The following is a 20,126-nucleotide window of genomic DNA, read 5'->3' as shown; positions in this document are numbered from 1 at the left end:
GGTCTCCTGCGCCGTCATGCGAGCGAGCGCGGCCAGCATTCGACCGTGATCGCCGCACCGGCCGGCTGCGCATCGCCGATCCGCAGCGCGAACCCGTGCACGCGCATCACGGCCGACACAATGCTCAACCCGAGCCCGGACCCGTTCACATGGCGCGTGCGCTCGCCGCGATAAAAGCGTTCGAGCACCGCGTCGCGCTCGCCCGGCGGAATGCCGGGACCGGTGTCCTCGAACCGCACGAGCGGGCCGTTCGGTGTCGTGTGGAGCACGACGCGCACACGTCCGCCCGGCGGCGTGAACTTGATCGCGTTGTCCGCGAGATTGCTGAACGCCTCGAACAGCAATGCGCGATCGCCGTGAATGCCGTCGACCGGTGCCGCGTCGAGCGCGAACGACACGTCGACGGCTTCGGCCAGCGGCTCATAGAGGTCGCACACGTCGCGCAGCAATGCCGCGACGTCGACCTCGGCAAAGCCGCCACGCCGGCTCAGCGTGCCGATCTCGGAGATGCGCAGCATCGCGCGAAAGCGTTCGAGCAACCGGTCGGTTTCGTCGCGCGCAGAAGCCAGCAGTGCCGCCGACGCTGGATCATCCGCGCAGAACGGCTGGTCGGCCAGCCGCGCCAGCATCGTATGGACACGCGCGAGCGGCGTGCGCAGGTCGTGCGCGATGCCGTCGCAGGTATGGCGCACCTCGCCCATCAGCCGCTCGACCTCGTCGAGCATGTGGTTCACGAGATGCGCGAGCAGATCGAGTTCGTCGTAGCGGCCTACCGGCAACCGCTTGCCGAGGTCGCCTTCCGCGATCTGCCGTGTGACGCGCCGGATCGCGGCGACGCGGCGCATCTGCCGCATGCCGAGCATGCTGCCGCCTGCAATGCCGGCGATCAGGATCATCACGCCGCCGATCACGAGCCCGCGGATCGCGACATCGCGGATCTGGATGAAATGCGACAGGTCGCGCGCGACGACCAGCGTCATCCCGTTGTCGCGACGCATGGCCATCGCGCGCGTAATCGGCGCGGGCTGTCCGTCGAGCGGCGCGAGCGTGCGGTTCAGCGTGCGTCCGTCGCGATCCGTGCGCAGCGCGGGCAGTGTCGCGATGTCTCCTGTCACACGGCGACCGGCCGCGTCAAACAGCCCGTAGAAACTCGTATGCATGTGCTCGTGCTCGAGCCGCCGGTGAATCGCGAGCGGCAGTTCGGCATCGGGGATCGAATCGAAATAGATCAGCTGCCACGCGAGCACCTCGTCGGTGTCGCGCGTCATCGTGTGCGTCGCGGCGACGTTGATCACGCCCGCGAGCAGCAGCAGCGACACCGAGAAGATGGCCGCGTACGCGCACAGCCAGCGGAACGTCGTCGTATGCCAGCGGCGTGTGAAATTCGCCGCGCGAGCCGCGTCCATTCCCGCCTCCGTCACGCGAGTATGTAGCCCGAGCCGCGCACCGTCCGGATCATCGGTTGCGCGCCGGGCGGATCGATCTTCTTGCGCAGCCGGCCCATGTGGACGTCGATCAGGTTGGTGCCCGGATCGAAGTGATAGCCCCACACGGTCTCGAACAGCATCGTGCGCGTGATCGTCTGGCCCGCGTTGCGCATCATGAATTCGAGCACGCGGAATTCGGTCGGCAGCAGCGGAATCTCGCCGCCGCCGCGGCGCGCGCAGCGCGAAATGAGGTCGAGCTCGAGTGCGCCGACCTTCAGCAGCGTCTGCTGCGGGACGCCCGATGCCTGGCGGCGGCGCAGCAGCACCTCGATGCGCGCACTCAGCTCGCCGGAATCGAACGGCTTCGTCAGGTAATCGTCGCCGCCCGCGCGCAGCCCGCGGATGCGCTCGTCGACGTCGCCGAGCGCGCTCAGCATCAGCACCGGCGTATCGATGCCCACCGTGCGCATCGCGGTCAGGATCGCGAGGCCGTCTGCGCCCGGCAGCATCCGGTCCAGCGTGATCGCGTCGTACGATGCGCTCATCGCGCGCATCATCCCTTCGCGGCCGTTGTCGATCCAGTCGACCTCGAATCCGCGCGCAGTGAGCTCGCCGACGATTTCGTTCGCGGTCACCGCATCGTCTTCGACCGTCAGTACTCGCATGCCTGTCCTCGCAATGAACTTCAATACGGGCGCACACCTTGCGCCCGCGACTATCGTAGACGACACGATCGCCGCCCGGCGTTACATGAAAATAGCTTCATCCGGCACCACATGCACAGGCGTGAAACAAGTTTCATCCGTGCGTCGCCCGCGTCGTCGCGCGATCCGCCTACGCTGACGTCATGCGGCATCGGGCCGCGAAAACAGGAGCCACCGGATGAAACTTTCGACTACCACCGCCTGCATGCTGCTCGCATGCGCCAGCACCGCCGCGTTCGCGGCACCGCACCTGACGCCACAGGAATGCAACGCTTACCCGTTCGTTCACACTCAGCGCGAGGTCACGCATGCGGACCTGGTGCGCGAGCTGATCGAACTCGAACAGGTTGGCTATAACCCCGCGCACAGCGGCCCGTACTACCCGGACGATCTTGACGAGGCGAATCGCCGGCTCGCCACCGAGTACCGTACGGACTGTACACATGCACTGACGGCCGACGCAAACCCGCACTGAACGACTGCTCGGCACGGCCGCCAAAGCGACAAGACGACGCGCTCGTGCCGCCTTGTATTCGTGGGTATTCTTGAACACGAAGCCTTGCACGATGATACCGCTCAATGCGATAGCATATTCACGCTGACTTCGTATGTCACCCTAGTGTCGTGAGTTAGAAATTCGTTGAACAAGTTGCTGCCTGTAGTACCGTGTAGTAAATGCCACGGACACGAAGAGGCGGCAATGAGCGGAAGACCCAAGGCGGACCTCGTGTTGAGCGAAGCGGAACGCGAGCAGCTCACGGCTCTGACGATGCGCCGCAAGACGGGCCAAGCGTTGGCGTTGCGCGCGCGGATCGTGCTGACCTGCGCCGAGGGCATCGACAACAAGACGGTCGCGGCGAAACTGCGGGTCACCCAGCAAACTGTGTCGAAGTGGCGTGGGTGCTATGTGATGCATCGGCTGGACGGTCTGCTCGACGCGCCGCGTCCTGGTGCACCCCGATCGATCGATTACGCACGGGTCGATGCCGTTATCGCGAAGACGTTGGAGAGGGTCGGCCGGGATTCGTGAATATGTGAAACGTCGCATATTCGCGAACCCTGGCCGACCCTCTACCCGCACAAAGTCCCGGTCGCCGCAAACCAACGGGATCGTCGAACGGCTGCACAAGACCATGCTCAACGAGTTCTATCGCATCGCCTTCCGCAAGAAGATCTATGATTCGATCGCCACCTTGCAGACAGACCTTGATGCATGGCACGACCAGTACAACAATGAACGAGAGCATCAGGGACGCTGGTGTTATGGCAAGACGCCGATGCGTACTTTCCTCGATTCGCTCGAACTCGCCAAGGAGAAACTCATCCCCCATCGATGACTCGTTCTTTGTCGGTCCGACTACCTGTCAGATCGAGTCCCGGCTAATACATCGAGCCGGCGCGGCGCGATCGAAGGATCGCGCCGCGGTGCTCGTCATTGAGCCACGCCTATCAGCTTGCGTAACCCATCATCGAACCCTCCCCCTCGGAAGTCGGCACCCAGACGCCGAGATAGCCGTGCACTTGCGGTGTCGAGGATCCTGTGACATGTACGGTGAGCACGCCGCGTCCATCGGTCTGGAGGCGTTCAGGCCACTGTCCGAACATGTTGGTGAAGGTCTGGTTGGCATGCTGCAGACCCATGTCGACGCGAATCGTTGCATCCGTCGCCGGATTGTTGCCGATCACGGTTGCGACGCCTGTTCCTCGATCCGTCCCCACGCGTACACTTGCGAGCAGATCTTGTCCGGCTACGGACGGCGATGTGTTCGTCTTGTAATACGTCAACACCTGCGCGCCCGCCACGAATTTCTGGCGGATCTTGAGCAGTCGCGTGATCGCGTCGTAATACGGCGTCTTCGTCGACACGTATGCCTTGTCGCTCTCATAGAGGTCGCCGTAGAAGACGGTAGGCACCGTGTCCTTGTTCGTCAGAAGCACGGCATAGGCGGAGGGCACGTTATAGGGGGCGTATTGCTTGACAGCCTGTTTTCGATCGTTGTCGTAGATCGACATTTGTGCGAGCTGAATTGCCGCGTCCGGCGTGTACCCGGCCTTCTGCGTCGGCGGCACCGGGATCTTCGCGATCACGTTGTGCTCCTGGTCGTGGTTCGTGACGAACGACCAGTTCGGAATGGCCCTGCCGGCACCGAAGCGGGCCTGCCCGACGATCGACTTCGCGAAGATATCGCTGAGCGGCCCCCCCGGGTTCGCCTGTTCCAGGGTGTTGTACATCGTGGAATACAGCGTGCCGTCGTAGGCCAGCTGGCCGTTCCCATTGCTGTTTTCGAACGCGATCTGCGGATCGACGTACGACTCGATCACGCTCAAGTGATTGTTCATGTCGTGGCCGTAGCGCCCCGACATCAATTGCGCCGACTGCCTCAGGATGTCCGTGTTGTAGTGGCCGGCTGCATCGAATCGGAACCCGTCAAAACCATACTTGTCGAGCAGGAACCGCTGCCAGTTCAGCGTCTCGTTCTGCACGGTGGCGTTGCTGTTGTCGATGTCGGAACCGAGCAGGAATTCATATTGGAGGACGTTCTTGTTGACGTCCGCGTTACTTGGCTTGTTGAAGCGGAATGCCGCTGCACCCGCTTCCGATGATGCCGAATAGCCCGGCTGCAGCGCAAGGTAATCGTTGGTCGCCTTTGTCACGGCATCGGTATTGCCATTGATGATGCTCTGGCGCACCGCATCATCGCTGTTGCCCGGGAAGCCGTGTGCGCGCATGTAAGTAAGGTAGGGCTGAACTGTCGCGTCGCGACGCGGGTCGACATAGTAAAGCAGATACGGTCGATATACCGGGATGGCCGTGGCAGCGCTTTGCGCAGCGTAACTACCATCGACCGACAGGTAGGTATCGATCGTGTTGAGCGCGCCGACACGTGCCGCATCGGTCGCCTCGAGCCATGCCGGAAGATGGTTTCGTGCATCGCCTGGCCCGTAGTAGCGGTACGGCGCGCCGGCGCCGTCGACCATGATGCGATCGATGCCGAGTGCCTGCGGCGACGTGCCGTTTTCATACTTCGCCTGCCACTGCTTGATCACGCCGTATTGCTTCTGACCAAGACCGCCGCCCTTCGAATACCCCGGGTACAACACATTGCTGGCGGACGGATTGGTCGGATTTCCAAAAATGTCGACTGCCGTCACGCTCGCCACTTCGCGTTGCGAGAAGAACATCTGGTTCGGGACGATGTCGGCTATTGCATTGATGCGCTGCCGGTGCATGCTTTCGATCGCCTCACGAAGTTGGGCACCGGTTCCATATTTCGTCGCGATGGCGTTGCCGCGCCCCTGCGGGAATTCGCCAAGATCGTAGCGGTCGATCACTGCGTAGCCTTCACTGAATCGCCCGTCGTTCAACGCGCGATACGGAGGCGCAAACCAGACGTCCGTGATGCCGAGATTACGGAGTTCCGGTGCTTGCCGTGCAAGCGTCTTGTAGACGGTTCCGTCGTAAGGCTGATAGAAGGCGAAATCCTGATAAATCACATGCTTGTCCAGCATGGCGTTTGATACAAATATCGGTGCAGTTGCATCTCCTGCGGAGGCAGTAGCCGATGCAATAAGTCCGACAGCAACCGCAATTGCTTTCTTCGAAGTGCGAATCATACGTTCTCCAAATCATGTATACGACGATTTCCCATCGCGCTGTGGCACAGGCCGCGCATCGAGATATTGCGAGCCGTGGCCGCGCTGTCCGGAGTGGGGCATGCCCGAACAGCGGCCCTGTGTCGCCTCTCTGTTCCTCGTCGGAATCGACTGTTGTTGTCTGAATCGGATGGCGCTCGGAAGGGACGTCGTTTCGATATCCTTTCGCGAGCGGATTGAATGTCGGATGGTTCAAATCTGTTTGACGAATAGAATCATACCTCTAATTTTGTGTCAAACAATTGAATTGATTTGGAAATTGCAGTTGGATTTATCGTTCAAATATTGATTCACCGGCGACGCGCACCGCCGCCTCGTGGCAGCTCTGGTGTTGTGCCGGACGCGTCGAATCTGGAAATAAATACCGCCATAAATTTTATTCGGAAATTAATTCCAGATTTAACTCTTGATTCAAATTCACGGAGACCGTCGTAGTGTCGATTCTCCGACAGGAGTGAATTAGCGCCTGCCGCCATATTGGCGCACGGGCACCACGACGCTCGCAAGGCATCACCAGTTGACCTTGTCGTTCAACGTCACGGAGCCTGCCTCAGGCGTCGTCACCACGCGGTTGCGACTGCCTGGAAGGTTTTCCCACGTCACGCTGCCATCGCCGTTCTTTCGATAGTATTTGTACAGAATCGGCGTGTTTCCGCGTAGGTTGACGGTGTTGCTCCAGACTGGATAGCGCGACGGGTCAACGGGCACTCCAAGGTTCGTGTTCCAGTTGCCGAGTGCGTCGGCACTGCCTGTCACGTACATATATTGTCCGGGCTGCGTGCTGGCGGTGACGTTGACCGCAACCGCAACTTGACCGGCAGGCGGCGGAATGACGCAATTGCTGTAGCGTGCGCAGACCACAGACGGAATATCGACCACCTTTCCGGCCTGAGTCGACGCAAGCAGGCTGATGTATTCACCCATCGCCCAGTTCAACGGGGCCATTGACTTGGTTGGCGTCCCTGCCGTGTACGACGACGGGGTCACGACTTGCCAGTTTCCGGGCAACGCGGCGCTATTGGGTCAGACCTGCTCCGGAATGAAGCCTTCTTGCGTCGCGAACGAACGGATCGCATTCAGATATGGGCTGCCGGCCGCGCCGCTGCCGCTGCTTGCGATCGAATACATGCCGCGTTCCGCTGTGAAGATCGGCCACAATCGGCCTACGTCGGTGCCGTCACAATTGCTGCCGTCGTTGTGTTCACCATAGCCGTCGAAGTTGTAGCGGAACCATGCGGGACGCTGTCCGTCGATCGTCTGCTTCACGACCGTGACCCTGCCTCGATTCCACGTACAGCAAGAAGTTTGATAACTTTTTGACTGTATGGAGAAGAACATGGCAGAGAACGTGGTACCGAGACGGCAGTACACGAAGGAATTCAAGGTTGAGGCGGTGCGGCTGGCTGAGAGCGTCGGTCAGCATGAGGCTGCTCGCAGGCTGGGCGTGCCGGTGGCGACGCTGGGAAACTGGTGCCGTGATCGGCGCGATGGCAGTGCGCAGGCCGCAGCAGGGCCGGCGCCGAGTGCACCGAGCTCAAGTCGTCGTCCGGTCAGCGACCTGGAGGCCGAGAACAGTCGTCTGCGTAAGGAACTGGCCAGCGCAAAACTGGATATCGAAATTCTTCGAAAGGCGACGGCGTACTTCGCGAAGGGGTCGCGGTGAGGTACGCCTGGATTGACGCACATCGCGACCAGTACAGCGTGAGTCGGCTTTGCCGGGTTCTGGGTGTGTCGCGCAGCGGCTATTGCCAGTGGCGCGGCCGGGAGCCAAGTCGGCGGGCACTGGCCAATGCCATGTTGGACGCTGAGGTCGCCGCCATTCATCGTGCCAGCCGCGGCAGCTATGGCCGTCCTCGTATCGTGCGACAGTTGCGTGCTCAGGGCCGGCCGGCGAGCGCCGAACGCGTGCGTCGCAGCCTGCAACGCCAGGGGCTGCGCCCGGTCTACAAGCGCCCGTATCGGGTGACGACGGATTCGACCCATCGCCTGCCGGTGGCGCCGAATCTGTTGGATCGGCGTTTCGATGGCTGGCGGCCCAATCAAGCCTAGGTAAGCGACATCAGTGTGCCGCAGCAAGCGGCGTAGGAGATGAGGGTATGGCCCCTCGCCATCGGCTTGCAGGAGCGGGTGGCAAACCACCATGAGCGGCTTGGGTCAAAAGCCCTGGTCGTGAGCGTCATGGAAAAGGCGTCGGGAAGACGTCAGGTATGAATCAGGAAGACGAACAACCGTGAACTGCCGTTCAAGTGTCGAAACTACTCAGATGACATCAAAACCGGGGAGTGATGTTGCCCTGCGATCAGTCTGGCCGTTACCTGCTTACGGGCCAGGCGGTGTCCGGCATAGAGGCAGCGTCAGCCTGATTCGGGCTCTTACGTTGAACTGCGGGAACCTTCGGTGGCGATGCCAAGCGAAAGGCACAAGCCCGAAAGGCGAGGCCGAAAGTAGCGATGCGCCACCAAGGGGCGGAGCAGCTCGTAGTAGTGTTGAAGCCGCTGTAATGGTGGTGGAGCGAAGGGGCTGCATCATCCCGGTCTGTAGTCGTGTCAACTGCGTGAGCAGGAGGAGCACGGCTGCATGACCAGACCGTTTGTAAGCCGTCAATAAACGACGCCCTACCAATGGTAGGCAGAAGGTCAGATGCTAAGTGTCCGCGTGGACACATGCACTCAGACCGTGATGACAGAGAAACAGGACCTTCGAAGCAGACTGGTGGTTGGCCGCAGACGGGATGGCCGGCGGGAATTTGATGAAGATGCCGTGCGGGAGCTGGTCGAGTTTTGCCTGAGGCCGGGGGTATCGATCGCCCGGGCGGCCATGGACCATGACGTTAATCCGAACCAGTTGCGTCGCTGGATCTCGCGCCATCAGCAGCATACGCTGCAAACCCCGACGAGGCCGGACCCGCTGGTGATCGACGGCGTATCGATCGACATTCCGGGCACTGCACATCGGGTTCCGATGAGTGAAGCGCGAGCATTCGTTCCTGTCGTCACGACTGCGTCGACTGTGCCTGCCGCTTCCCCAGTATTGCCACCAGCCCCGTCGTTGATGGCGCTCTCGTTGCATGTGCGCTTGTCCAATGGTGTCGAATTCGATCTCGGCGAGGCGAGTGTCGATGAGCTGGCCACGGTGATCCAGATGCTCGGGAGGCTGCCGTGTTCCGGTTCGACGAAGGGCTGAAGGTCTACCTGCATCGCGATCCCGTCGACTTCCGCATGGGCATCAACGGGCTGTCGATCCTGGTCGAACAGGCGATGCGCCTGAACTCAATGACCTCGGCGCTGTTCGTCTTCGGCAACCGCCGTCGTGATCGAGTCAAGATCCTCGGCTGGGGCGGCAACGGATTCTGGTTGCTGCTCAAGCGACTCGAAGCCGACCGCTTCGTCTGGCCGAACGGTGGCGACACGATCACGCTCAGCACCGAGCAGTTGCACTGGCTGCTCGACGGCATCGACCTGGCCGTGATCCAGAAGCATCCCCAGCGATATTACGCGCGGATGAGCTGAACACTACGCAGATGGCATGGTCTAATCGGCCATGCCGAATAGCCCCGTCATGTTGAGCGCGGAGGAATACGAAGCGCTGATTGCCGCGAGCGCCGAACGCGATGCGCTGCGCGGTGAGCTTCGACTCGTGACGGCCCAGCGCGATCTGGCCGAAGAGAAGCTGCGGGCCTACAAGCACGAACTGTTCGGTGCCTCTAGCGAGGCGCGCCATGCCGACCAACTCGGCCTGTTCAACGAAGCTGAAGCATTGGCCACCACTACCGATGCGCCCGCGCGCGAGGACGCGCCCGGCACGTCTGTCGCCGCCCACACGCGAGGCAAGCGCGGACGCAAACCACTCGATCCGAACTTGCCGCGCGAGGTCGTGCGGCACGAACTACCCGAGTCTGAACGATTCTGCGCGCATGATGGCCATGCTCTCGTCGAGATCGGCGTCGAGACGAGCGAACAGCTTGACGTGATTCCCGAGCAGGTCCGCGTCGTTCAGCACCAGCGCGTCAAGTACGCGTGCCCGTGCTGTGATCTCGGCATCAAGGTCACGCCAGCGCCAGCGCGTATCATCCCGCGCGGGTTGCTCACGGAATCCGCGCTGGCGTGGATCATCACTGGCAAGTACCAGTACGGTATGCCGCTGTATCGCCAAGCCACGCTGCTGCGTCGCTTCGGCGGCGACATCTCGTCCAACACGCTGGCCGCCAGCGTGGTGCGGGTGGGACTGGCCACGCAGCCGGTGATCAACCTGATGCGCGACGCGCTGCTCGAATCGGACTTGATCTACGGCGACGAGACAACGTTCCAAGTGCTGAAGGAGCCAGGACGCAGGCCGCAGGCGAAGAGTTACCTGTGGGCGCAGGTCAACGGCTCGGGGCCACCAGTACGGATGTTCTCGTACTCGCCGGGGCGCGGCGCCCAGCATGCGCAGAAGCTCTATGCTGGCGTGCAGCCTGGCACCGTGCTGATGACTGACGGGTACGAGCTCTACAACGGAATCGCCCACGATCACCAGCTCGTGCATCTCGGATGCTGGGCACACGTGCGCCGCGGCTTCATCAAGGCCGAGGAGTCGGTGCCGAAGGCGGCACGCTCGCCGGATCTGCTGGCCACGCGCTTCGTCGTGCTGATCGGCAAGCTGTTCGCGGCCGAGGTGCGCAGCGCGAAGTGGAAGTCTGAACGTCGGCAACGACTGCGCGCTCGGTACAGCGCCCGCGTGCTCGCCATCATCGAGCGCATGCTGGTCGAGCATCTGCCGGGCGTCGTGCCGTCGAGTCTGCTCGGCAAGGCATTGCAGTACATGAGCGGACAGTGGCCCAAGCTGGTCCGATACGTCGGTAACGGCAACTGGCCGATCTCGAACAACCTGTGCGAGAACGCGATCCGGCCGTTCGTCGTCGGCCGCAAGGGCTGGCTGTTCTCCGATACTGTCGCTGGCGCGCAGGCCAGCGCCAACCTGTACTCCCTCGTCGAGACGTGCAAGGCGAACGGCGTCGAGCCGTATCGCTATCTGGTCTGGCTGTTCACCAGGTTGCCGCTCGCCGCAACCGCCGACGACTATGCCGCCCTCATGCCATGGAGCATGCCTGCCACTCCCAACCTCTGATGGGCGTCGTTAAAAGACCGCATACGCTTGACATTCAACACGGTTACTCAGGTCAACTGCTATGACAGTAGTCCGTAGAGCTGTCTAGGATCGTTCATCGACTCTCCGAAAACCCACGCTAGACACCCGGCGCACGAAAAAGTCGGAATCTCGAGGGCACCCCAGCACCGTCGTTCGAGCCCCAATTGCCTATCTCCGGTCGATTTCTACGCGCCGTGCGGAGAAACTATCCGAGTTGACATACAAATGCCCAGAATCGATAGCTATTGAATATAGATCATCTGACTAGATGAACACTCCGGAGAAAACATGCTTGATCTCAACGATTTCCGCTACTTCGTTCGCATCGTGGAATGCGGCGGATTCACGGCGGCGAGTCGCAACCTGGAAGTGCCGAAGTCGACCGTCAGCCACCGGCTTCAGCAGCTCGAGGCGGCGCTCGGCGTGCGCCTGATCAACCGGACGTCGAGAAGCCTCAGCATGACCGACGCAGGAGATCTCTTCTATCGTCATGCCGTAGCCACCCTTGAGCGGGCGGAACTGGCGGAGAATGCCGTGCGCGAACGCCTGGCGGAACCCAGCGGGACCATTCGCTTCACCACCGCGGTGGCGACCTCCCTATTCGCGATGCGATACATCGTGCCGGACTTCATCCATCGCTATCCGAAGGTCAATGTCATTCAGCACGTGAGCGACGACCAGGTCGATATAGTCGGCGGTAGCTACGATCTTGCGTTGCGAGCGCACTCCGGGCCGCTGTCGGACTCGACACTGGTCCAGCGCGTGCTGGCGCCCGCCCCGTGGTTTCTCTTTGCCGCGCCCGACTATCTCCATCACCGTGGCCTGCCGCTCACGCCGGACGACCTTGCCACACATGACACGCTGATCGTCCTCCGACATGGCCAACCCGTCGCATGGAAGCTTCAGCACCCGACGCAGGGCGACAAAATCGTTCCCGTCAAACCAAGGCTTGCCGGGAACGACCTCCTGACGCTGAAGCAAGCAGCCCAAGACGGCCTCGGCATCGTCGCGTTGCCTGGCTACGTATGCCGAGACGACGTCCGCGACGGCACGCTCCAGCGCGTGCTCCCCGGGTGGCTCGCCGGCGAAGCCACCCTGACTGCGATCGTCCCGTTCCGGCACGGCATGCTGCCTTCGGTACGCGCCTTTCTTGATTTTCTGGTCGAACGAATTCCACAGATCGTATCTTGATAGATTGTCCAAATATTTGGACATTAAATCTAATTCATCCATCTTGTTGGCCTTGGTCATCGAGTCCATTCTGCCTGCATTCCCGGTCAATTAATGCCGGCCAATTTTTCCGGCGCCTCATGCGCGCCAGAAACCTGTTCAGGAGAATGATCATGTCGATGTCAAGGCGCGAAATGCTCGTCGCAGGCACGGCGGCCGCAGTAACAGTGCTGACCGGCCTCAAGGCCACCGCCGGCGTGGTGGCCGGGAAAACTCAAAAGCCATTTGATGTCGTAATCGTAGGCGGCGGATCCGCCGGCGCGGTACTCGCCGCCCGCCTGAGCGCAGATGCGAATCGCAGCGTACTCCTGCTCGAGGCGGGCCCCAACTTCGCCCCCGACAGCTACCCGCCGGTACTGAAAAACGCCAATATCGTGGCCGGCTCCCCGGCTTACGACTGGCACTACCACACCGACGACATGAAGCGCCTCGGTCACGATATCCCGGTGCCGCGCGGCCGCGTGGTCGGCGGTAGTTCCGCTGTCAACGCGGCAGTGGCCATGCGTGCGCGCCCCTCGGATTTCGCCCGCTGGACCCGACGCGGTATCGACAGCTGGTCGTGGGACGACGTATTGCCAGCCTACAAGGCAATGGAAAATACACCGTCCGGTGACGATGCATGGCATGGCCGTACGGGCCCTTTACCGATTCGTCAGAGAACCGCTGAAGAAGACACGCCGTCGATGCGAGCATTTGTCGAAGGCTCGCAGGCACTTGGCCTGAAACACGTGGCGGATCTCAACGGTGCCGATCCGCATGGCGTTGGCTTCTACGCGCTTAATGTTGTAGACGGCGTGCGAATCAACACGGGCATGGCTTACCTCACCGCCGCTGTGCGCGCACGCCCCAACCTGACGATCCGCGGCGAAGCGGAAGTCGACAGCGTAGTGATCGAACGCAAGCGCAGCGTGGGTGTGCGCCTCGTCGACGGTGAATTCATTCCAGCCGGCGAAGTCATCCTGGCTTCGGGCGCATTCGGCAGTCCGGCGATTCTCATGCGGTCCGGCATCGGGCCAGTCGCTCACCTGGTGGAACTTGGCATCCCGACTCTCGTTGACCTCCCCGTCGGGAACCGGCTGCAGGATCACCCGTTTTTCTACAACGTCTACGCACTCAAGCGAAACGCGAACGCGATGACGCCCGCATCCGGCGCGATCGTCTGGACACGCTCACAAGGCGCTGCGCCGGACGAACTCGATCTCCAAATCTCGAGCACCCATCTCATCGACCCGAAAGCGAGTCCCACGGGCGGGGCGATCGTGCTGGCCTGTGCCGTCACGTTACCAAAGTCCCTCGGACAGCTCCGCCTCGCCAGTCGTGATCCTCGTTCCGCGCCGCGCATCCATTACAACTTCCTCAACGACGCGAGCGACCTCGATCGACTCGTGGAAGCCGTCCGGCTCTCGCGCAGGATCGGCGAAACCGCCCCCTTCTCGACGCTCGTCGATCACGAAATGGCCCCTGGCCGTGCCGTCGCCGAGTCGACCCTGCGCGCGAACATCGTTGCAAACGTCGCCGCCTACCTGCATCCGACCTCGACGGTCCCGATGGGAAGCGATGCCGATTCGACCGCAGTCGTCGATGCATGGGGCAAGGTGCGAGGTGTGGATGGACTGCGTGTGGTTGACGCATCGATCATGCCCGAGATTCCATCGGCCCCGACGAACGTGACGACCATCATGATGGCCGAGCGCATTGCGGCAAAAATTGTGTCCTGAACGACACATTTCCCATCTCATCCTGGACCGAATTTAAGTAATAAATCGGCATTCCTATACTAATAATCGATTACCACCATACAGTGAATTCAAAATGAACAGTAACACCCTGCTTGCACCCGCCAATACGTGGACCGGAAAGATCTATAGCAATGGATGGGCCCGACCCGGCCTCGGCACCGAGGAAGTTGTTGAGAAGGCAACGGGCGAGCGTCTCGGCACGATCGGTATTGCATCGGCCGAAGATATCGCAGCGGCAGCGGCATCGGCACGCGAAGCACAAAGGACGTGGGCCGGACTGCCCGGGCCCCAGCGCGGCGACATCCTGCGGGAAGCAGCCCGCCTGGTACTCGCGCATGCGGACGAATTGGCAGAGCAGCTTGTTCGCGAGACGGGTTCGATTCGCGCCAAAGCGCGGTGGGAAGTCGAGGTGACAGCCCGTGAGCTACTGGAAGCTGCGGCGCTCGGCAGCCAGCCCCTGGGCCTGTTGACGCAGACGATGGAGCCCGGGTTTCGGAGCATCGCACGACGTATCCCGCTTGGCATCGTCGGCATCATAACGCCGTGGAACTCACCATTCATCCTGGGCGTGCGCGCAATAGGACCTGCGCTGGCGATGGGGAATGCCGTGTTGCTTAAACCGGACGTGCAGTCGCCGATTATCGGAGGCGTGGCGTTCGCCCTGTTGCTCGAAGAAGCAGGCCTGCCCAACGGGCTGTTCCACGTGCTTCCGGGCGCGGCAGAAACCGGAGCGGCGCTGGTCAGGGAACCCCTCATCAACATGGTCAGCTTTACCGGCTCGGTCCGGACCGGTCGCGAGGTGGGTTCTGTCGCGAGCGGCCAACTCAAGCGCGTTTCGTTGGAGCTGGGCGGCAACAACCCGTTCATCGTTTTGAACGACGCGGACATCGATGCTGCTTCAAGCGCAGGCGCATGGGGCTCGTTCTTCCATCAAGGCCAGATCTGTCTCACCTCGGGCCGACATCTGATTCATGAGGATATCGCCGCAGCCTATGTCGACGCGCTCGTGAATAAAGCCAGGAAGCTGGTCATCGGCAATCCGGTCGATGATAGCGTCCAAGTCGGTCCGATCATCAACGAACGTCAGGCCGCCCATGCTGAGCGGATCGTCTCGCAAACTCTGGCGCAGGGCGCCACGCTACGCGCAGGCGGCGCGCGCAATGGTCTTTTTTTTGAACCGACGGTGCTCACTGGCGTGCAACCCGGCATGGCGGCATTCGACGAAGAAATCTTCGGGCCGGTTGCCGCCATCACGACGTTTCGCACCGACGACGAAGCCATTACGCTCGCGAATGCCACGGAATACGGCCTGTCGGCTGCCGTGGTTTCACCTGATTTAGCACGCGCGCAGCGCATCGCCGATGCTTTGCATTCGGGAGTGGTTCACATCAACGACCAGACCGTAGTGCATGGCATCTACGGCCCCATCGGAGGCGTCGGCATATCAGGCAACGGTTTTGGACACGGTGCGTCCAGCAATGCCGATCAGTTCACTGAGTGGCAATGGCTCACTGTGCATTCGCAGCTTCCTGTCTATCCGTTCTGATTTGCGTCGACGGGGCCGAGTTCATCGAATCGGTGTTCACCAGCGCATCATCCACCCGTTCTGGCCCGACGAACTTGCCTCGCATGGAGGTAATCGATCGAGCAACGTCGCTCCGCGTTGATCACGATGAAGCGCGGACGACGTTACGGAAGCCAAATAGGTCACCAAAGGAATCTTATCGTTGACCGTACTCAGCGTACCGGCATGGAAGTCGGACACACACCTGACGATGGCCAGGCGCATTAGCGAATACTCTGCCAACTAGATCACGCGGTGTCCCGGCCATATCGGCAACTTCGCGCCCCATCGGTCGACCATCTGTTCGATACGACGCAGATCGTAGCCCAGTTTGTACTGTACGCCATCATCGATCGATATCCGCGTGTGCATCATCCTTGCAAATGCCGACAGTATCCGGCCTTACGCATCGCTTCACACAGCTCGCACGCGAATTCCGTTACGAAGTCGCCGATTCTGCCGCTCCGTTCAAAAAATTTAGGCATTTCCGATTCGAGATGGCGCTGTCAGTCAGTCCCGCGGCGCTGCCGATGCTGGTCACCTTCGCGCACGACGGACGAGTCCTATTCAGCAGCGCCCATCCATAAGTATCGGCGGATATCAGCGGCATCTTCACCGCCCAGCTCGACGCGTAGGCGTCCTCGCGAAGGCGGAGCGCGACGCGATCAATCAAAGCGCATATGTGTCGTTTCCTCGAAGTGCCGTGCGTCTCGAATCACTCACCCAACGCATGCACTGTCGCTTCGCGCCAGCGGCTAGCCTCGTTCCGGACGAATTGTCCTGTCTCACCGGAGCGTTACCCCCGTTTTTCCGCGGCCGGCGCGGGAGTAGCCTGTCGATCGGGCACGTGCCTCTCGCGAGCGTCAAATCATGCTCGCGCACCACGATCAACCGGAAGAGAGTCGAACATGGCAACCCATGACGATATGAATTTCGATGCGTTGGCAACAGCGCTGGAGCAACAACGCTGGGCCGCAATGCTGAAAAACGATGCTACCGCATTGAGCGCGTTGATTTCCGACGCTGCAGTCTACGCACATTCGAGCGGATTCATCGACGACAAAGTAAGTTATTTGGACAAATTCCGAAACGGGATTTTCCACTACCACAACGCACAAAGCGAATTCGACAAGGTCATTCCGCTAGGTAGTGACGCGTTCGCCGCCTGTGGAAAAGTGAAGATCGAAGCGACGACCGGCGGCATCCGAAAGGACCTCGATTGCTTCTTCACAGTCGTATGGCGCAAGGAGAACGATGCGTGGAAGCTGGTTGTCCATCAAACGCTCCTACGACCGTCGACCTGATTGATGCGCACAAGCATCCAGAAGGAACGTGCATCGTCAACACGCGCGGCTCCCTTCTCCACTATCAACAGAAGGATTCCCAACATGAGTATCTTCATTACCGGTGCAAGCGGCTTTGTGGGCGGAACCGTTGCACGCCGTCTCGTTAAAGCCGGCTACCCCGTACGTGGTCTGATTCGTGACCGCCAAAAGGCGGACGCGCTGCGTGCGATGCAGATCCAGCCGGTGCTCGGCGAGCTTGACGACTATCCGCTTCTGGCATTAGAAGCCTCACGCTCAGACGGTGTAATCAATGCCGCCGACAGCGACCATACCGGAGCGATCGATGCGTTACTCGAAGGTCTGAAAGGGTCGAACAAGCCGCTCATTCATACGAGCGGTTCGAGCGTCATTGCCGACGACGCGCAGGGCAATGCCGTTTCTGAGCAGATCTATGACGAAGACACGCCGTTTGTCGTGCTGCCCTTCAAGCAGCCGCGCCGGGACAACGAGCTGCGCATCCTCGACGCGAAAGATCAAGGCGTCCGCTCGATCGTCATATGCCCGAGCAACATCTATGGTACCGGTGCAGGCATGACACAAGACAGTTTTCAGATTCCGTTCCTGGTTGCGCACGCCCGCCAAAACGGCGCGGTACGGATCGTCGGCACCGGCGTGAACCGCTGGTCCAACGTGCACATCGACGATCTTGCGGAGTTGTATCTGCTCGCGTTGCGCGATGCACCCGCGGGTGCCTACTACTTCGTCGAGAACGGTGAGGCATCGTTCGCGGATATCGGCGCGTCAATTGCCAAGCGGCTCGAGATGGGCCCCGTGCAATCGTGGAGCGCCGAGGAAGCCGCGCCGCATTGGGGTGTTGCGCACACCCATTTCACGTTCGGCACAAACAGTCGAGTCCGGGCTGCGCGCGCGCGGCGGGAACTCGGCTGGACGCCCGTTCATACCTCGGCGCAGACGTGGATCGAACAGGAGATGACGGCATGAGTAAGGTTTGGTTCATCACCGGGAGCGGGGCTGGACTCGGAGCCGGCATCGCGAAGGCGGCACTCGCTGCCGGGCACAGAATCGTCGCGAGCGATCTCGACGCAGCGCGGCTTGCTGCACTTTACGGTCCGCACGACGCACAGGCATTGACAGTGCGTCTCGACATTCGCGATGCGCAGGAAGCCGACGCTGCGGTCGCCGCCGCGCTCACCCGCTTCGGCCGGATCGACGTTGTCGTCAACAACGCCGGCTATGGACAATTCGGCCCGTTCGAGACCATCGATGCAGATGCCGTCGAACGCCAATTTGCGACCAACGTATTCGGCACGCTTAATGTGACACGCGCCGTGCTGCCTGTCCTGCGGCACCAGCGCGCGGGCCATGTCGTCAACATGTCATCGAACGGCGGCTTCAAGGGCGTCGCGGGCGCCTCGATGTATTCGGCGTCGAAGTTCGCGATTGAAGGATTCTCCGAATCGCTGGCACAGGAAGTCGCGCCGTTCGGCATCAAGGTGACGGTAGTTGAACCTGGCGCGTTCCGCACGAACTTCCTCGACAGCGAAGCGCTCCGGTACGGTAGCAAGGAACTGCAGGACTACGCAGACTTCTGGGCGCGCGCGAAAGCTGTTTTCGAATCGCGCAATCGTCAACAGGTGGGCGACCCCGACAAGTTGGGCCGCGCCCTCGTGCAGATCGCGGACACCCCGACGCCGCCATTTCGCTTCGTCGCCGGCGCGGATGCGTTGAAGGTTGTCGAGGACAAGCTGGCGGCCGTTTCCGCGGAAATCGCAGCATGGCGTGATCTGACGCTTTCCACCGATTTTTGACCTTTCAGGGAGACTGCCCAATGAACCAGCAGGATATCGCCGCACGCCTCGACGTGCTGGAAAGCCGCTTCGCTCTCGAACGCCTCATCGGCGCATACAACCAAGCCTTCGACAACCGAGACGAAGCGCTGCTGCGCAGCCTGTGGCACGACGACGCTCGCTTGTTGCTGGGCGACGCGTTCGGCAACCACCATGGCATCGCCGCCATCGTTGATTCCGCGCACGAGAACTGGCGACACATGCCTCACATGCACCACTGGATGGCAAATCCGCTGATCGACATCAACGGCGACCGTGCGACAGGCAAGGTGGCACTCGATGCGCTGGTCACGCACACGGAACTCGGTCCGGTGCAGATCAGCGGTCTTTATCACGATACGTTCGAGCGTCGCGACGGTCGCTGGGCCTTTACCGAACGTCGCTTCGAACTCCATTACCTAACGCCGCTGTCGAACTGGAAACCCGTGGCGGGCTCCGAGGCCGTCGCCAACGCCTGAGTTAAGCGGTAACATCGCGCATCCGGCACATTTACGAACGCGTCCTGTCCAACGGGACGTGTTCGGCAACGAAATCGATAAAGGCGCGCAGCTTCGGCGTCACGTACCGACCGGACGGCCAGAGCAATTGAAACGTGTTGTAGCTGGTCGCATATTCGTCGAGCACCGTCACGAGACGCCCGGCGTCGAGCGCCTCGCGCACCGAGAATTCCGACACATATGCGATCCCCAACCCCTCCAGCGCGAAATGCAGGCGCGCCTCGTTGGTATTGCACGTGATTGCGGTCGCCGGTTGCTGCGCGAGCTCCGCACGCATATCATCGCCCCGCAGCCGCCAGGGTTGCAGCTTGCCAGTGTTGGGCATCCTGAACCGAATGCAATCGTGCCTCGACAGCTCCTCCGAATGTTGCGGCGTGCCGCGTCGAGCGAAATAGTCTGGTGTGCCAACGAGGATCATCCGGAATCGGCCAAGCAGGCGCGCGGTGAGACGCGAATCCTCCACGTCGCCGCTGCGCACGACCGCGTCGTAGCCATCCTCGATCACGTCGACGTTCCTGTTGTCGAAATCCAGGTCGAGATCGACATCAGGGTAGTGCCGTCGAAATTGAGCGAATACCGACAAGAACGGCTCGCCTACCATCGGTAGCCCGATCCGCAAACGCCCCTTTGGAATCGACGCCGCCTCCGACAGCTCCGACTGCGCCGCGTCGAACTCGGCAAGGATCCGTCTCGCGCGCACAAGAAACAGTTCGCCCTCGGCCGTCAGCGTAACGCTTCGCGTGTTGCGATGGAACAACCTGATACCCAGGCTCTGTTCGAGCCGCGTCACGCTCTTGCCAATGCCCGATGCGGTAATGCCGAGCACGCGCCCGGCCGCGACGAAGCTCCGAGTATCCGCAGCCTGAACGAAAACATTTAGCGAAAAACTGTCCATCGTTCGACGATCCTCGTGTTGCGGACGTTTTGTCCGCTCAGCCGGGAACTCTACCCTACTTAATTCCCCACTGAAAAGCCGGTAATTTTGATCCCGATCGATTCACCAGTCGATTCGGCACGCTCCTCCCGGAAA

Annotated in this window: 15 protein-coding genes and 4 pseudogenes; 14 read left to right on the top strand and 5 right to left on the bottom strand. The window is 61.1% G+C overall.

The window, feature by feature from the left end:
- Nucleotides 1–14 precede the first annotated feature (14 nt).
- Nucleotides 15–1,406, bottom strand: coding sequence for a HAMP domain-containing sensor histidine kinase (locus DM992_RS41300; protein WP_111021941.1), 1,392 nt, complete (start codon nt 1,404–1,406; stop codon nt 15–17).
- An 11-nt stretch (nt 1,407–1,417) separates the two neighbouring features.
- Nucleotides 1,418–2,092 carry a response regulator transcription factor gene (locus DM992_RS41295; RefSeq protein WP_111021939.1) on the bottom strand — a complete coding sequence of 225 codons (675 nt, stop codon included), beginning with the start codon at nt 2,090–2,092 and terminating at the stop codon, nt 1,418–1,420.
- 217 nt (nt 2,093–2,309) lie between these two features.
- Between DM992_RS41295 and DM992_RS41290 the strand changes: the two genes are divergently transcribed.
- The 3 genes and pseudogenes from DM992_RS41290 to DM992_RS41280 all read left to right on the top strand — a co-directional run.
- Nucleotides 2,310–2,606 (top strand): DUF4148 domain-containing protein, encoded by a 297-nt coding sequence (locus DM992_RS41290; RefSeq protein ID WP_059619724.1) that lies wholly within the window; start codon nt 2,310–2,312, stop codon nt 2,604–2,606.
- 225 nt (nt 2,607–2,831) lie between these two features.
- Nucleotides 2,832–3,140 (top strand): annotated as a pseudogene (locus DM992_RS41285) (helix-turn-helix domain-containing protein); the annotation flags it as partial.
- 64 nt (nt 3,141–3,204) lie between these two features.
- Nucleotides 3,205–3,468: pseudogene (locus DM992_RS41280) on the top strand (integrase core domain-containing protein); the annotation flags it as partial.
- Nucleotides 3,469–3,580: 112 nt separating this feature from the next.
- Here the strand turns inward: DM992_RS41280 and DM992_RS41275 are convergent.
- Complete coding sequence (locus DM992_RS41275; protein WP_091925906.1) at nt 3,581–5,746, bottom strand: glycoside hydrolase family 70 protein; 2,166 nt, start codon at nt 5,744–5,746, stop codon at nt 3,581–3,583.
- 549 nt (nt 5,747–6,295) lie between these two features.
- Nucleotides 6,296–7,021: pseudogene (locus tag DM992_RS41270) on the bottom strand (carbohydrate-binding module family 20 domain-containing protein); the annotation flags it as partial.
- An 88-nt stretch (nt 7,022–7,109) separates the two neighbouring features.
- Between DM992_RS41270 and DM992_RS41265 the strand changes: the two are divergent.
- The 11 genes and pseudogenes from DM992_RS41265 to DM992_RS41210 form a co-directional block, all read left to right on the top strand.
- Nucleotides 7,110–7,831, top strand: a pseudogene (locus tag DM992_RS41265) (IS3 family transposase); the annotation flags it as partial.
- A gap of 594 nt (nt 7,832–8,425) precedes the next feature.
- Nucleotides 8,426–8,968 carry a transposase gene (locus DM992_RS41255; RefSeq protein WP_059531437.1) on the top strand — a complete coding sequence of 181 codons (543 nt, stop codon included), beginning with the start codon at nt 8,426–8,428 and terminating at the stop codon, nt 8,966–8,968.
- The gene (gene tnpB, locus DM992_RS41250; protein ID WP_059531434.1) at nt 8,944–9,294 is read left to right on the top strand and encodes an IS66 family insertion sequence element accessory protein TnpB; all 351 of its coding nucleotides are present in this window, start codon (nt 8,944–8,946) and stop codon (nt 9,292–9,294) included. The genes DM992_RS41255 and tnpB overlap by 25 nt, the downstream gene beginning before the upstream one ends.
- Nucleotides 9,295–9,325: 31 nt before the next feature.
- Complete coding sequence (locus DM992_RS41245; RefSeq protein ID WP_111021936.1) at nt 9,326–10,891, top strand: IS66 family transposase; 1,566 nt, start codon at nt 9,326–9,328, stop codon at nt 10,889–10,891.
- A 309-nt stretch (nt 10,892–11,200) separates the two neighbouring features.
- Entirely contained in the window at nt 11,201–12,103 is a 903-nt protein-coding gene (locus DM992_RS41240; RefSeq protein ID WP_111021934.1) for a LysR substrate-binding domain-containing protein, read from the top strand.
- A 152-nt stretch (nt 12,104–12,255) separates the two neighbouring features.
- Nucleotides 12,256–13,860 (top strand): GMC family oxidoreductase N-terminal domain-containing protein, encoded by a 1,605-nt coding sequence (locus DM992_RS41235; RefSeq protein ID WP_111022023.1) that lies wholly within the window; start codon nt 12,256–12,258, stop codon nt 13,858–13,860.
- A 94-nt stretch (nt 13,861–13,954) separates the two neighbouring features.
- Nucleotides 13,955–15,427: a benzaldehyde dehydrogenase gene (locus DM992_RS41230; protein WP_111021932.1), complete on the top strand. Its 1,473-nt coding sequence runs from the start codon at nt 13,955–13,957 to the stop codon at nt 15,425–15,427.
- 926 nt (nt 15,428–16,353) lie between these two features.
- A complete protein-coding gene (locus DM992_RS42205) occupies nt 16,354–16,749 on the top strand; it encodes a nuclear transport factor 2 family protein (protein ID WP_162631893.1) in 396 nt (131 codons plus the stop codon).
- Nucleotides 16,750–16,833: 84 nt separating this feature from the next.
- Entirely contained in the window at nt 16,834–17,733 is a 900-nt protein-coding gene (locus tag DM992_RS41220; protein ID WP_111021928.1) for an NAD-dependent epimerase/dehydratase family protein, read from the top strand.
- Nucleotides 17,730–18,560, top strand: a complete 831-nt coding sequence (locus tag DM992_RS41215) for an oxidoreductase (protein WP_111021926.1) — start codon at nt 17,730–17,732, stop codon at nt 18,558–18,560. Before DM992_RS41220 ends, DM992_RS41215 begins: the two co-directional genes overlap by 4 nt.
- A gap of 20 nt (nt 18,561–18,580) precedes the next feature.
- A complete protein-coding gene (locus DM992_RS41210) occupies nt 18,581–19,057 on the top strand; it encodes a nuclear transport factor 2 family protein (RefSeq protein ID WP_111021924.1) in 477 nt (158 codons plus the stop codon).
- Nucleotides 19,058–19,088: 31 nt separating this feature from the next.
- On the opposite strand, the gene DM992_RS41205 is transcribed toward DM992_RS41210, so the two are convergent.
- Complete coding sequence (locus DM992_RS41205) at nt 19,089–19,991, bottom strand: LysR family transcriptional regulator (protein WP_111021922.1); 903 nt, start codon at nt 19,989–19,991, stop codon at nt 19,089–19,091.
- Nucleotides 19,992–20,126 lie beyond the last annotated feature (135 nt).

The sequence above is a fragment of the Burkholderia sp. JP2-270 genome, from assembly GCF_003233675.1.
GTDB classification, from domain to species: Bacteria; Pseudomonadota; Gammaproteobacteria; order Burkholderiales; family Burkholderiaceae; genus Burkholderia; species Burkholderia pyrrocinia_C.
The sequence above is the reverse complement of the archived record's forward strand: the minus strand, read 5'-3'. Positions and strand labels throughout refer to the sequence as shown.

Coding starts and splice junctions, on each gene's coding strand:
- DM992_RS41210 (WP_111021924.1), top strand. CDS start 18,581: ATGAACCAGCAGGATATCGCCGCACGCCTCGACGTGCTGGAAAGCCGC.
- DM992_RS41230 (WP_111021932.1), top strand. CDS start 13,955: ATGAACAGTAACACCCTGCTTGCACCCGCCAATACGTGGACCGGAAAG.
- DM992_RS41295 (WP_111021939.1), bottom strand. CDS start 2,092: ATGCGAGTACTGACGGTCGAAGACGATGCGGTGACCGCGAACGAAATC.
- DM992_RS41235 (WP_111022023.1), top strand. CDS start 12,256: ATGTCGATGTCAAGGCGCGAAATGCTCGTCGCAGGCACGGCGGCCGCA.
- DM992_RS41245 (WP_111021936.1), top strand. CDS start 9,326: ATGCCGAATAGCCCCGTCATGTTGAGCGCGGAGGAATACGAAGCGCTG.
- DM992_RS41255 (WP_059531437.1), top strand. CDS start 8,426: ATGCTAAGTGTCCGCGTGGACACATGCACTCAGACCGTGATGACAGAG.
- DM992_RS41240 (WP_111021934.1), top strand. CDS start 11,201: ATGCTTGATCTCAACGATTTCCGCTACTTCGTTCGCATCGTGGAATGC.
- DM992_RS41290 (WP_059619724.1), top strand. CDS start 2,310: ATGAAACTTTCGACTACCACCGCCTGCATGCTGCTCGCATGCGCCAGC.
- DM992_RS41220 (WP_111021928.1), top strand. CDS start 16,834: ATGAGTATCTTCATTACCGGTGCAAGCGGCTTTGTGGGCGGAACCGTT.
- DM992_RS41205 (WP_111021922.1), bottom strand. CDS start 19,991: ATGGACAGTTTTTCGCTAAATGTTTTCGTTCAGGCTGCGGATACTCGG.
- DM992_RS42205 (WP_162631893.1), top strand. CDS start 16,354: ATGGCAACCCATGACGATATGAATTTCGATGCGTTGGCAACAGCGCTG.
- DM992_RS41275 (WP_091925906.1), bottom strand. CDS start 5,746: ATGATTCGCACTTCGAAGAAAGCAATTGCGGTTGCTGTCGGACTTATT.
- DM992_RS41215 (WP_111021926.1), top strand. CDS start 17,730: ATGAGTAAGGTTTGGTTCATCACCGGGAGCGGGGCTGGACTCGGAGCC.
- DM992_RS41300 (WP_111021941.1), bottom strand. CDS start 1,406: ATGGACGCGGCTCGCGCGGCGAATTTCACACGCCGCTGGCATACGACG.